An 11,899-nucleotide genomic window follows, 5' to 3' on the forward strand; every position below is an offset into this window, starting at 1 on the left:
GTCAGACCAGCCGCGAGTTGTCTTTGGCGGCGCGCACGAAATCGCGGAACAGCGGGTGCGGATCAAACGGCTTGGATTTGAGTTCCGGGTGGAACTGCACGCCGATGAACCATGGGTGATCTTCCCATTCCACAATTTCGGGCAGACGGCCATCGGGGCTCATACCGGAGAAGCGCAACCCGCAGGCTTCAAGCTGTTCACGGTATTTGATGTCGACCTCATAGCGGTGACGGTGACGCTCTTCGATGGCGGCGCTGCCGTAGACTTCGGCCACTTTGGAGCCTTCGGTCAGGGCTGCGTCATAGGCGCCAAGGCGCATGGTGCCGCCTTTGGCATCCGTCGCCTTGCGGGTGACCTTGGCGTTGCCCTGTACCCATTCCTTGAGGTGATAGACCACCGGCTCAAAGCGGGTTTCGCCAGCTTCGTGATCAAACTCTTCGGAGCCCGCATCTGTGATGCCGGCTTTGTTGCGGGCCGCTTCGATCACGGCCATTTGCATGCCCAGACAGATGCCAAGATAGGGGATCTTGTGCTCACGCGCATATTGCGCCGCTTTGATCTTGCCTTCGGTGCCGCGCTCGCCAAAGCCGCCGGGCACCAGAATGGCGTCATAGCCTTCCAGATGCGGCGCAGCGTCACCTTTGTCAAAGACCTCGGCGTCAACCCAGCTGACCTTCACTTTCACACGGTTGGCCATGCCGCCGTGGGTGAGCGCTTCTTTGATCGACTTATAGGCGTCTTCGAGCTGGGTGTATTTGCCAACGATGGCCACATTCACCTGACCGTCGGTGTTGTGCAGACGGTCGTTCACGTCTTCCCAGACAGAGAGATCAGGACGTGGGGCCGGGGCGATGCCAAAGGCATCCAGAACCGCCTGGTCAAGACCTTCGCGATGGTAGGCCAGCGGGGCTTCATAGATGGATTTCAGATCATAGGCGGCCACAACATGTTCTTTACGCACGTTGCAGAACAGAGCGATTTTCTGACGCTCTTTTTCCGGGATCGGCTGCTCGGAGCGGCAGACCAGAATGTCGGGTGCGATGCCGATGGATTGCAGCTCTTTCACAGAGTGCTGGGTGGGTTTGGTCTTGAGCTCGCCGGAAGCTGCGAGATAGGGCAGCAGGGTGAGGTGCATGAAGATCACATCGCCACGAGGTTTGTCATGGGCGAACTGGCGGATGGCTTCAAAGAAGGGCAGACCTTCGATGTCGCCCACGGTGCCGCCGATTTCGCAGAGCATGAAGTCGACCTCATCGTCGCCCACATGCAGGAAGTCTTTGATTTCATTTGTGACATGGGGCACGACCTGAATGGTTTTGCCCAGATAGTCGCCGCGGCGCTCTTTCTCCAGCACGTTGGAATAGATGCGGCCGGAAGAGACTGAATCGGTCATGCGGGCGGGCACGCCGGTGAAGCGCTCATAGTGGCCCAGATCCAGATCGGTTTCCGCGCCATCGTCGGTCACGAAGACTTCGCCATGTTCAAAAGGCGACATGGTGCCCGGATCGACGTTCAGGTAAGGATCAAGCTTGCGCAGTCGGACAGTGTAGCCACGTGCCTGCAGCAAGGCTCCCAATGCCGCTGAAGCAAGACCTTTGCCCAGCGAAGAAACAACCCCACCCGTGATGAAAATGTAGCGAGCCATGCCTCTGGCGTCCCCCGTGATTGTGGACCCTCGTGTCGAAGGTGTGTGTCGATGTAGCAGCGCCCGGGCCCTTGGAAATGGTCCCAAATTTGACCCAGCATCACGGGACTTAAGTCATATAGGATTCGCAGCAAAAAGGCAACCAGACCGCAAGATGCTGTTGCGGGTGATTGTCATGCCTCAAGCTGTGGTGGATGCCCGGTTTGGGCAAAAAACAAGTGGCCCCGGAAGGGCCACTTTGATCTGCGATGAACGCGTTTATCAGTCTGCGCGTGGCACCAGAGGGGCGTTGTCACCCTCAGATGGGGGCAGCAGAGAGTCGCCTGCGCCCGGCAGAGTTGGGGCGGTTTCTTCTGCCGCAGGGGCGGTGGTGCCGAGGCGATCAAAGACCGAGCTGGAAGAAGAGTTTTTGGCCGCAATCACGGTCAGCGCGATAGAAGTACAGATGAAGGCCGCTGCCAAAATCCATGTCACGCGGGTCAGCGCGCTTGCGGCTGCACGACCGGAGACGGCACCGCCGCCGCCACCCATGCCAAGGCCACCGCCCTCAGAACGCTGCATCAGAACGACGCCAATCAGCGCCAGAGCAAGAAGAAGATGGATGATGAGGACAACGTTTTCCATTGGGACCTGTAAAGCGAGCGTTCGGATTTGTTAGCGGCGTATGTAGGCAAGTTTGGCGCGGGGGGCAAGGTGGTTTCGTGAAGTTGGCCGGCTCTGGCGCTTTCGGGGGAGATCTGGCGCGATGAGGGCGACGTTTTGGTGATAGACGGGTATGGAGGCTTCTGGCAGGGTTGCCCCATGCCACATGATCACGACCACCCGCATTCACATTTGCCCTCCGACCCTGCTTTGCGGGTGAAGGCACTGGAAACATTGTTGACGGACAAAGGCTTGGTGGATCCGGCCGCCCTAGATGAGATCATTGATCTCTATCAGAACAAGATTGGTCCCCAGAATGGGGCCAAGGTGGTGGCCAAGATGTGGACGGACCCGGAGTTTCATGCGGTGATGCTGCGCGATCCGATGCCGGTGTTACGCGATATGGGGCTTTATGGGCGGCAGGGGGAGCATATGGTGTTTGTTGAGAACACCGAGGAGACCCACAATATGGTCGTTTGTACCCTGTGCAGCTGTTACCCGTGGCCGCTTTTGGGTATTCCGCCGGGCTGGTACAAATCCGATGCCTATCGTGCGCGGGCGGTGCGAGAGCCGCGCAAGGTGCTGGAAGAGTTTGGCCTGACCTTGCCAGAGGGCCAGAAGGTGCGGGTGTGGGACAGTACGGCGGAGGTGCGCTATCTGGTGGTGCCGCAGCGGCCTGCGGGCACGGAAGGCCTTAGCGAGGCGGCGCTGGCAGCGCTGATCACACGCGACAGTATGATTGGCACCGCGCTGGCGAAGGATGCGCAGACATGAGCCGGATCCACGATATGGGCGGGCGTCTGGGTACGGGGGCGGTGGACCCGACGGATGGCTATGATTTTGCAGAGGCCAAGGAGTGGCACAAGCGGGCGCTCGCATTGAATGTGGCCTGTGGGTTTCTGGGGCAGTGGAACATTGATGCCTCCCGCCATGCGCGGGAGCTTCTGCGCCCGGAGGATTACATGCGGTATTCCTATTATGAAAAATGGATGGGCGGCCTTGCGGATTTGATGGTGGCGCGTGGCGTTTTGACGGAGGCGGAGCTTGCGAGCGGGCAGGCGGAGGGGATGTCTCCTGTGGCGGAGCGGGCGGCGAAGCCCGGCGCGGTCACGGAGGCTTTGATGAATGGCAGCCCTTATACGCGCGAGGCCGCTGCGCCGCAGTTTGCGGTGGGTGCAAAAGTGCAGACCCGGCGGCCTGCGCGCAATGTGAAGGTGCCGGGCGGGCATACGCGCCTGCCAGACTATGCCAGCGGGGCCAAAGGCGAGGTGATCCTGCAGCATGGCGCACATGTGTTTCCTGACAGCAACGCGCATTTTCAGGGGGAGGCGGCAGAGCCGCTTTATGCGGTGCGGTTTTCAGCGCGGGAGCTTTGGGGCGCGGAAGCAGATCCGCGTGATGAGGTCGTGCTGGATTTGTGGGAGAGTTATCTGGAGCCAGCAGAATGACGTGGTGTGGCGACAGGCCGGATCCCGCCTTTGAGGCCCCCTGGCATGCGCAGGTCTTCGCGCTGACGGTGGCGTTGAATGAGGCAGGGCATTTTGAGTGGGCGGACTGGGCTGCGCGGTTTGGTGCCACACTGAAAGCGCATGGTCTGGCCAAGGAGCTTGATGGCGGGGAGGATTACTTCAACGCTTGGCTGGAGACTCTGGAAGCGCTGCTGATTGAGATGAAATTGGCCGAAGCAACCGTTTTGACGCAGATGAAAAAGGCGTGGACAGAGGCCTATCTGTCCACGCCGCATGGTCAGCCGGTGAAGCTGTCTCACTGAGTTTGCTTAGGGCTGCGATGCGCCATAGGCGCCGATATGGGTAACCGTTGAGCCAGAGACACTGAAGGTGCCGCCCACTTCTTCGGCGTTGGGGCCATAAAAGTTGCCTTGAGTGCTGCCCGTACCGCTACCGGACGTCAGGTTGGCACTAAAGCCAGAGTCCGTGATCGTTCCTGTGCCGTTGAAGTCGAGTGAACTTAAACGGCTGGTGCCGCCGTCGATCAAATTTGTTGCCAGTGTGTTGTTGCTTGAGATGGCGATAGTGTTGAAGTCTGTGGTGGAGAGCGTCACGTCAAACTCTGTTCCATAAAGATCACCGTCACCCACAGTGGCCATGCCCACACCCTTGCCGTTGTAGGTTGCAGTGCCAGATGTCGGTACGTCTGCTGCGGCTGTTCGTGACCCGTAAGATCCGGCTGCGACCGATCCGCGTGTGTTGGTGTCACCATCGAGCCAGGTGCCGTAGCTGGTGTGATCCAGCCCTGCGGTTTCCGGGTTGGCAAATATTGCAACGGATCTATCGCTGCTGCTGCTCAAAACTGCAATGTGTTGGCTGACACTGCTTGTGCCATCATCGCGCGTGTCGATGTTGAAGCCAGAGCTTCCGGCCGTTGCGCGCGTGGCGACTTGCTCACCGTTTCTAAAGGTCGCGGTAAGTGTGCTGTCTGTTGGCCGATTTGGATCTTCAAAAGTCAAACGCCCGGTCACTGTATTGCGGCGATAGTTCATCGTGACGGCTTCTCCCTGAAGCGCAACGCTTCCGCTTTCGGGAAGGTCGCTGATCTCAGTGAAAGGAGTTGCGTCCGAACTTGAACCGCCGCCACCGCATGCAGAAAGCGCGGTTGCGCAAAGCAAGGCCGCGATCGTGAAGTTATATTTCATTGTACTGTCGTCTTCAGAATTGGATCTTGAATGAGTTGGTGTTGCGGGTGCATTCTCTGTGGATGCAAAAAAGGCTGTTTCTGCCTTGCTAGGAGCGGTTCACTCTATTTTACATCGCAGCTTGCGCGTGTGATTTACCACTTTCTAACTCACCTTAAAAGTGTGGTTTATCACCAGTTTTGGTCTGAAAAACCTTGGCATGTACATGCGGGAGACCAGCCCTGTGAGGGGAGCAGGCGGGAAATTCCTGCCGTGCGTCACAAATTTGAGAAGTTTGCGGTTTCACCGTTCGCACAACATCGCTAAAAGGGCGCGGGTTTGAACTCTCTGCAAAGGACCGGATATGGCCAATGTTGTTGTTGTAGGCGCTCAGTGGGGCGATGAGGGAAAAGGCAAGATCGTTGACTGGCTCAGCGAACGTGCCGATGTCATCGCACGTTTCCAAGGGGGACATAACGCTGGCCACACTCTGGTGATCGACGGGAAAGTCTACAAGCTGCACGCGCTGCCATCTGGCGTTGTGCGTGGCGGCAAGCTGTCGGTGATTGGCAACGGTGTGGTGCTGGATCCATGGCACCTGATCACGGAGATTGGCCAAGTGCGTCAGCAGGGCGTGGAAATTTCGCCTGAAACGCTGATGATTGCGGAAAATACCCCGCTGATCATGCCGTTCCACGGCGAGTTGGATCGGGCGCGCGAAGAAGCGGCCTCCAAAGGCACCAAGATTGGCACCACCGGGCGCGGCATCGGCCCGGCCTATGAAGACAAAGTGGGCCGCCGTGCGATCCGTGTGGCAGACCTCGCCGATGAGGCCACGCTGGAAGCACGTGTCGACCGTGCGCTGCAGCACCATGACCCGCTGCGCAAAGGTCTGGGTGTGGAGCCGATTGACCGCGATGCGCTCATTGCGCAGCTCAAAGACATCGCCAAAGACATTCTGCCTTATGCAGCACCCGTCTGGAAAGTGCTGAATGAGAAGCGCAAAGCCGGCAAACGTATCCTGTTTGAAGGCGCACAAGGCGCGCTTCTGGACATTGATTTTGGCACTTATCCGTTTGTGACCTCTTCCAATGTGATCGCGGGCCAGGCGGCCACCGGCGTGGGCATTGGCCCCGGTTCTATCGACTATGTGCTGGGCATTGTGAAAGCTTACACCACCCGTGTGGGTGAAGGTCCGTTCCCAACCGAGCTTCTGAAAGAAGACGGCACACCAGATGCGGATGGTGAGCGCCTTGGCACCCGTGGCCATGAATTTGGCACCACGACGGGCCGTCAGCGGCGCTGTGGTTGGTTTGATGCCGCTCTGGTGCGTCAGACCTGTGCGACCTCTGGCATCAAAGGCATCTGCCTGACCAAGCTGGACGTGCTGGACGGCTTTGAAACGCTGAAAATCTGCGTCGGCTATGAGCTGGATGGTGAAACGCTGGACTATCTGCCAACGGCGGCAGATCAGCAGGCGCGCTGCACACCGATCTATGAAGAGATGCCAGGCTGGAGCGAGACCACAGAAGGCGCGCGCAGCTGGAACGATTTGCCGGCCAATGCGATCAAATATGTCAAACGGGTGGAAGAGCTGATTGACTGTCCGGTGGCACTTTTGTCCACCAGCCCGGAGCGGGAAGACACCATTCTTGTGACCGATCCGTTTGCGGATTGATCTCGTAATCTCCCAAAACAGGAGAGGCTGATATGGCATTGAGTTACAAAGCACGTCGCCGGGTCGCATTGCTGGTGCTGGTGGTGGGGCTGCCGATCTACATTCTGGTGGCAACGGTGCTTGCGACAACCATAGCGCCCAATTCCTTTTTGGGCACTTTGGCGCTTTATGTGGGGTTGGGCATTGTCTGGATCATGCCGTTTAAATCGGTGTTCAAAGGCATCGGGCAGGCGGATCCGGATGCGGATCCAGTGCGCTTTGATGACGATCCGCAATAGGCTGAAATCAAATAAAATAATGAAACGGCGGCATCTCATGTGCCGCCGTTTTGCGTTGATTTGCCCCATTGTCAGGCGCCGAGAGATTGGGCAGTCTCTGATCCATTGGAGGAACAGGTTTTGGCAGAACTCCCCGCGCGTGCGCCATTTTCTTATCGGGATGACCCGGCAGTGCCTGCATTTGACGACAGCGGGCCGGTGACCGTGATGGATGGGGACTGCGCGTTGTGTAGTTTCGGGGCCCGTATGATTGCACGGTTCGATCATGCGGAGCGATTCAAGATCTGCCCGGCGCAGACCGCGCTGGGCACCGCGCTTTTGGGGCATTATGACCTGTCGCCTGATGATCCGGAAAGCTGGCTTTTGCTCTATGACGGGCGGGCCTATGCCTCTCTGGATGCGATGATCCGGGCGGGGGCGCTTGTGGGGGGGATTGGTCATGCGCTTTGGCCGTTGAAGGCCTTGCCGGGGCCCGCTCAGGATTGGATCTATCGCCGGATAGCGCGCAATCGCTATCGGTTGTTTGGGCGATCTGACATGTGTGCGTTGCCGGATGAAAAACTGAAGGCGAGGCTTTTGCTCAAGTGACTGTGGAAAGAAAAAGCCCGGTCACGGGGACCGGGCTTTAGAGATGAGATATGGTGCGAAGGTCAGCCGACCTCGCGATCCTCTGGCTTGAAGTTGATGGAGGCATTTGCGGTGAAACGCCCGCCTTCGAGTTTTTCAATCTTCTTCTCGCGCAGCAATTGGCCAAAGCTGCGCAGGCCCATTTCGCGGGTGAATTGCGGAATATTCACTTCGCGGGACATGCGCATCAGCATGGGGCGCGAAAATTGCTTGAGGCCTTCGACATAGGTCAGATAGGCGGCGGCCGCCTCGATGCTTTCGGGAAGCTGGGTGGCTCCTATGCTGGCCGCGTATTTGGAAAATCCGCTCAACGTGGCATTTGAAGAGCTGACCGGGGCAGCGGGCCGCGCGATTTGTGCGCGGTCCAATTGGTCAGAGGACACGCGGCGCGGACGAACAGGGACGCGACGCGGGGCCTTTTGTGGCTCTTCAGCCGACGATTGAGCGGATTGTTCCGGGGCGGCAGCCTCGGGTGTGTCGACGCGTTGCGACGGCACGAGTTTCAACGGAGCGACGGCAGGCTTGTCAGCGCGTTCGGCGCCTGCGCTTTTGCCGCCGGGCACAGCCCGCACAACGCTGGCCAGATCATCGCGGTAGGCGATGGTGTCATCCTTGCTCTTACCCGCTTTGCCTGCGCGTTTTTCGGCGCGAGTGGCTGCAACAGCGGCACGCAGATGTGCGATGGCACTGCGGCGTCCTTTGCCAGCAGGCTCTTCCATTTCCGTGTCTGCCTTGGCCATGAGGCGGGACAGATCCGGTTCGGGGCGGGCGGTTGCTTTTGACGCGGTGGGGGCTTGTGTTTCTGCCGTATCGTTTTCGTCTTCCGCAAACATATTGTCTGCTGCGGTGGCGTCGGTCTCCGTGTCATCTGACACTTTCAGTTCGGCCTCAACCTGCGCCAGTTCGGCGAGCAGGTCTGCCTCATCTTCCGGGGTCAGGCTGCTGGCGTCTGCGGAAGGCGCGGGCTGATCTGTTGGCGCGGTCTCAACAGCTTCGGCTTCGAGCGTGCCTGCGGCCACGGCCTCTTCAAAATCCGCCTTTTTCATGCGCACAACACGGGCGCGCAACGGGCGGACTTTGGGTTTGACCGGGGTGATCACGTCGGAGGCCTCCTGAGGGGCAACGTCAGTATCTTCGTGCGTTTCCGTCAGATCGTCAGATGCGTGAGAAGGGGCCTCTGTCAGGGACAGGTCTTCGGTGCGCAGTTCTGGCTGACCATCCTCGCTGGAGAGTGTGTCTTCGGGCGTGGTTTCCACGCGTGCCACAACAGCGCGGATGCGTTCCAGCTTGGCGGCAATCGAGTTTTCTTCATACTCGGGGGCGTCGTCTTCCCAATCCAGAGCTGTTTCTGCAACGTCTTCTTCGGCAACGGGGCTGGGTTCTGCAAAAGGATCTTCGCCGTCCTCAATGGTGTCTTCGAGTACCAAGAGATCAGAGGGAACGGCTGCATCATCGCTGGCCAGTTGGTCGTCACTCAGGGCGTCGACAGCAGAAACTGCAGCGGCGATGCTGTCCAGATCAAGGGCAACGTCTGGCGCCTCTGAGATGGCATTCTCGGGTGCTGGGCTGGCTTCCACCTCTGCAACAGGCGCGTCCTCGGCAACGCTATCCTCAGCGACTGCCGTCAGAACGCTGTCGGCGATGCCCATGTCTGTATCAAGCTCAGTCTCGAGGGTTGCCTCACTCAGAGAGGTTTCCTCCTCAGTGGGGGCCTCTTCAAGCACTGCTTCGGACAGGTCGGTGACAGGCATTTCGGCGGCGGGCGCGTCCTCGATGGCGTCCTCAGCGATTTCTGCGGGGATGTCCTCAGCGATGTTCTGTTCAGGGAGCTCTGGAGTTTCTGCCAGTTCGTCTGTGCTGATCGTCTCTGCCGGTTGTTCTGCGCTCTGAGTATCCTGAGGCGTTTCAGAAGGTGCGTCTTGCGTCACAGAGGCTGTTGCGGCTTCTGCTTCAGGCTGAGGCGCCGTGACAACGGGGGGGGCGCTACGTGTTTGCACGGGGCTTGGCGCAGCAGAGGCTTGAGCGGCAGGGGTTTGGGCCGCGGCATCGGCTTGCGGGCTGGCTTGCGACTCTGATTCAGGGTCGGATGCGCTGAGCACAATGGCACCATGGTCCAGACGGGCGCTGACGCGGCGCGCGATTTCCTTTTCGGCGATACGGGCCAGCATTTCGGCATCGGGCGTCGGAGGTTCCGCGCCAAAGTAACGGTCGTCTGCGGCCAGATCCCGGAAATACTCCGCGATCGCTTTCATGGTATCAAACGATTCCTCAAACCCTTCAAGGGTGCAGGAGAACGTCCCGTAAGAAACCGTAAGCACTTTGTTATTCGTAACCATCTTCTGAAGGTCCTTTGCACTACTCAGCGATCAAACTACCACTAGAGGAAAGACGAAACGTGACCGATTCTGTGATGATCAGCGTATCATTTCTGGGCGAAAATGTGGCGGGCGGCTCTGGAGCGGGGGAAAACCGGAAGTTATGACGGCGATTGTTCACTGTTTGGAACCAATCACGGTGGTCGGCGCGGGACCGTTGAACCGAGAGGCCTTTGACATGGCGACGGCCCTGGCACCGCGGATTGTGGCGGCGGATGGCGGCGCGCAGCATTGTCTGGACATGGGGCATGCACCAGAGCGGGTGATCGGTGATTTGGATTCTCTGCCGGCGTCTCTGCGGGCGCAATTGACCCCGGATCAGCTGTGTCCTGTGGCGGAGCAAGATACCACGGATTTTGACAAGGCGCTGCGCCATCTGCAGGCCCCTTTGGTGCTTGGGGTTGGGTTTTCGGGCGGACGACTGGATCATGAGCTTGCCTGTTTCAGCACCCTTCTGCGCCATCCCGGGCAACGGGTGATCTTAATCGGGGCAGAAGATATTGTCTGTCTGGCACCGCCGCGTTTGCAGCTGGACCTTACCAAAGGCACGCGGGTGTCGCTGTTTCCTATGGTGCCTGTTGTTGGGCAGTCCAGCGGCTTGCAATGGCCCATCAATGATATTGCGTTTGCACCAGATGGGATGATCGGCACGTCCAATGCCGCACTGGGGCCGGTGACGCTGCGCTTTGAGGCCCCGGGCATGTTGCTGATCCTGCCACGCGCCTGGCTCGGTGCGCTGGTCAGGCAGCTTCTGGAGACGCCTGAAGAATGGCCCGCTCTCTGAGGATCACATAGAGCCCTGCGGCCATGGTGATGCCAATGCCTGCTGTCGCCATAAGATTGGGCCACTCCCCAAAAATCATCCAGCCCACAACGGCGGCGAGCGGGATTTCAACATATTGGATGGAGGCCAATGTGGTTGAGGGGGCGTAGCGCAGGGACCATGTCATGAACAGGTGGCCGATTGTGCCGATGACGCCAATCAGAAGCAACAAACCCCAAGTGCTTGGATCTGGCAGGTTTGTCGAAAGTTCTTCAAGACCAAGTTCCGTGCCAATCGCCAGGGTGGGCAATAGCAGCAGGCTTGCAATCACGCCACTGCTGGCTTGCAGAGTGATTGGGTCCACCTCCTTTGCAATCTGGCGGGTGACCAGCATAAAAAGGGCAAAGATGACAGCCACGATGACCGGCAAGATAGCGGGCAGGCCCACAGCCAGAAAACTGGGTTGAATGATCAGAAGGGTGCCCAGAAACCCGACAACGCAGGCCATGAGCCGCCGCATGCCAACTTCTTCGCCCAAAATGTAATGGCCCAGAAGCAGCATGATGAAAGGCATGACAAAGGCGATGGCAATGGCATCGGCCAATGGCAGGTGCCGCAGCGCAATGAACATGCAGCCAATGCCCCCGATATGCAGCAATGTGCGCCAGAGCACGAGCCACAACACGCGCGGTGGCATCCGCCAGTCCCGATCTGTCAAGGTGACAATTGGGATCAGGATCAGCGCCTGAACGCCAAACCGCACCAGAAGCAATTGCCCCACGGGGAGAACATCAGACAGCAGTTTGGCTGTGGCATCGCCAAGCGGTGCCAACAGACAGAAGCACAGCATCAGAAAGATGCCGAGAAGAGGACGGTCCGCGTGTTTCATGTGACAATCTTAGGTTGCGCTGAATGATGGTTCAATTCAGGTTTGCCTGAGGTTAACCTAGCGTCAATGTTTTCGGTGTGACCGTGATTGCGCGCAAAAAAAGGGCCAGCGCAAGGCTGGCCCGACAGGGAGTGATCCCGGGTGGTTTGAGGCCACCCGAGTTCGGGGAACAGTCAGCGATTCATACGATTTTCGATGAGATCATCGACGACGGTTGGATCTGCGAGTGTTGATGTGTCGCCGAGGGCGGCGTAGTCGTTTTCTGCGATTTTGCGCAGGATGCGGCGCATGATTTTGCCGGAGCGGGTTTTGGGCAGGCCCGGCGCCCATTGGATCAGATCCGGGCTGGCGATGGGGCCGATTTCGGTGC

The 11,899-nt window shown here is 58.7% G+C and carries 13 protein-coding genes; 7 read left to right on the forward strand and 6 right to left on the reverse strand.

Going from position 1 to position 11,899, the window contains the following annotated elements; genetic code table 11:
• Nucleotide 1: 1 nt before the first annotated feature.
• Together J7382_RS09245 and secG are read right to left on the reverse strand one after the other, a co-directional pair.
• The gene (locus J7382_RS09245) at nt 2–1,645 is read right to left on the reverse strand and encodes a CTP synthase (RefSeq protein WP_209068739.1); all 1,644 of its coding nucleotides are present in this window, start codon (nt 1,643–1,645) and stop codon (nt 2–4) included.
• Nucleotides 1,646–1,906: 261 nt separating this feature from the next.
• A complete protein-coding gene (gene secG, locus J7382_RS09250; RefSeq protein ID WP_058240306.1) occupies nt 1,907–2,269 on the reverse strand; it encodes a preprotein translocase subunit SecG in 363 nt (120 codons plus the stop codon).
• 177 nt (nt 2,270–2,446) lie between these two features.
• Here secG and nthA point away from each other — a divergent pair, with 177 nt between their 5' ends.
• The 3 genes from nthA to J7382_RS09265 are packed head-to-tail and all read left to right on the forward strand — an operon-like array spanning nt 2,447 to nt 4,058.
• Nucleotides 2,447–3,061: a nitrile hydratase subunit alpha gene (nthA, locus tag J7382_RS09255; protein ID WP_209068740.1), complete on the forward strand. Its 615-nt coding sequence runs from the start codon at nt 2,447–2,449 to the stop codon at nt 3,059–3,061.
• Nucleotides 3,058–3,735 carry a nitrile hydratase subunit beta gene (gene nthB / locus J7382_RS09260; RefSeq protein WP_209068741.1) on the forward strand — a complete coding sequence of 226 codons (678 nt, stop codon included), beginning with the start codon at nt 3,058–3,060 and terminating at the stop codon, nt 3,733–3,735. The genes nthA and nthB overlap by 4 nt, the downstream gene beginning before the upstream one ends.
• Nucleotides 3,732–4,058, forward strand: a complete 327-nt coding sequence (locus J7382_RS09265; RefSeq protein WP_209068742.1) for a nitrile hydratase accessory protein — start codon at nt 3,732–3,734, stop codon at nt 4,056–4,058. Before nthB ends, J7382_RS09265 begins: the two co-directional genes overlap by 4 nt.
• A 6-nt stretch (nt 4,059–4,064) precedes the next feature.
• Here J7382_RS09265 and J7382_RS09270 read toward each other — a convergent pair whose 3' ends face one another.
• Nucleotides 4,065–4,940 (reverse strand): transferrin-binding protein-like solute binding protein, encoded by an 876-nt coding sequence (locus tag J7382_RS09270; protein ID WP_209068743.1) that lies wholly within the window; start codon nt 4,938–4,940, stop codon nt 4,065–4,067.
• Between the two features lie 343 nt (nt 4,941–5,283).
• On the opposite strand from J7382_RS09270, the gene J7382_RS09275 reads away from it, so the two are divergent.
• The 3 genes from J7382_RS09275 (at nt 5,284) to J7382_RS09285 (ending at nt 7,463) form a co-directional block, all read left to right on the forward strand.
• Nucleotides 5,284–6,597, forward strand: coding sequence for an adenylosuccinate synthase (locus tag J7382_RS09275; protein ID WP_209068744.1), 1,314 nt, complete (start codon nt 5,284–5,286; stop codon nt 6,595–6,597).
• A 32-nt stretch (nt 6,598–6,629) separates the two neighbouring features.
• Complete coding sequence (locus J7382_RS09280; protein ID WP_058240312.1) at nt 6,630–6,875, forward strand: DUF2842 domain-containing protein; 246 nt, start codon at nt 6,630–6,632, stop codon at nt 6,873–6,875.
• 120 nt (nt 6,876–6,995) lie between these two features.
• Nucleotides 6,996–7,463 carry a DCC1-like thiol-disulfide oxidoreductase family protein gene (locus J7382_RS09285; RefSeq protein ID WP_247744920.1) on the forward strand — a complete coding sequence of 156 codons (468 nt, stop codon included), beginning with the start codon at nt 6,996–6,998 and terminating at the stop codon, nt 7,461–7,463.
• A 62-nt stretch (nt 7,464–7,525) separates the two neighbouring features.
• On the opposite strand, the gene J7382_RS09290 is transcribed toward J7382_RS09285, so the two are convergent.
• On the reverse strand, nt 7,526–9,838 hold the full coding sequence (locus tag J7382_RS09290; protein ID WP_209068745.1) for a hypothetical protein: 2,313 nt from the start codon (nt 9,836–9,838) through the stop codon (nt 7,526–7,528).
• A 142-nt stretch (nt 9,839–9,980) separates the two neighbouring features.
• Between J7382_RS09290 and J7382_RS09295 the strand changes: the two genes are divergently transcribed.
• Nucleotides 9,981–10,661, forward strand: a complete 681-nt coding sequence (locus J7382_RS09295; protein ID WP_209068746.1) for a thiamine diphosphokinase — start codon at nt 9,981–9,983, stop codon at nt 10,659–10,661.
• Here the strand turns inward: J7382_RS09295 and J7382_RS09300 are convergent.
• Together J7382_RS09300 and J7382_RS09305 are read right to left on the reverse strand one after the other, a co-directional pair.
• Entirely contained in the window at nt 10,618–11,529 is a 912-nt protein-coding gene (locus tag J7382_RS09300) for a DMT family transporter (RefSeq protein WP_209068747.1), read from the reverse strand. The two genes, J7382_RS09295 and J7382_RS09300, sit on opposite strands and share 44 nt — an antisense overlap.
• Nucleotides 11,530–11,702: 173 nt before the next feature.
• Nucleotides 11,703–11,899: hypothetical protein (locus J7382_RS09305; protein WP_209068748.1), on the reverse strand; the 197-nt coding region annotated here is incomplete at its 5' end.

Source organism: Shimia sp. R11_0 (assembly GCF_017744035.1).
GTDB classification, from domain to species: Bacteria; Pseudomonadota; Alphaproteobacteria; order Rhodobacterales; family Rhodobacteraceae; genus Shimia; species Shimia marina.

Coding starts and splice junctions, on each gene's coding strand:
- J7382_RS09275 (WP_209068744.1), top strand. CDS start 5,284: ATGGCCAATGTTGTTGTTGTAGGCGCTCAGTGGGGCGATGAGGGAAAA.
- J7382_RS09295 (WP_209068746.1), top strand. CDS start 9,981: ATGACGGCGATTGTTCACTGTTTGGAACCAATCACGGTGGTCGGCGCG.
- nthA (WP_209068740.1), top strand. CDS start 2,447: ATGCCACATGATCACGACCACCCGCATTCACATTTGCCCTCCGACCCT.
- nthB (WP_209068741.1), top strand. CDS start 3,058: ATGAGCCGGATCCACGATATGGGCGGGCGTCTGGGTACGGGGGCGGTG.
- J7382_RS09300 (WP_209068747.1), bottom strand. CDS start 11,529: ATGAAACACGCGGACCGTCCTCTTCTCGGCATCTTTCTGATGCTGTGC.
- J7382_RS09245 (WP_209068739.1), bottom strand. CDS start 1,645: ATGGCTCGCTACATTTTCATCACGGGTGGGGTTGTTTCTTCGCTGGGC.
- J7382_RS09270 (WP_209068743.1), bottom strand. CDS start 4,940: ATGAAATATAACTTCACGATCGCGGCCTTGCTTTGCGCAACCGCGCTT.
- J7382_RS09280 (WP_058240312.1), top strand. CDS start 6,630: ATGGCATTGAGTTACAAAGCACGTCGCCGGGTCGCATTGCTGGTGCTG.
- J7382_RS09265 (WP_209068742.1), top strand. CDS start 3,732: ATGACGTGGTGTGGCGACAGGCCGGATCCCGCCTTTGAGGCCCCCTGG.
- secG (WP_058240306.1), bottom strand. CDS start 2,269: ATGGAAAACGTTGTCCTCATCATCCATCTTCTTCTTGCTCTGGCGCTG.
- J7382_RS09290 (WP_209068745.1), bottom strand. CDS start 9,838: ATGGTTACGAATAACAAAGTGCTTACGGTTTCTTACGGGACGTTCTCC.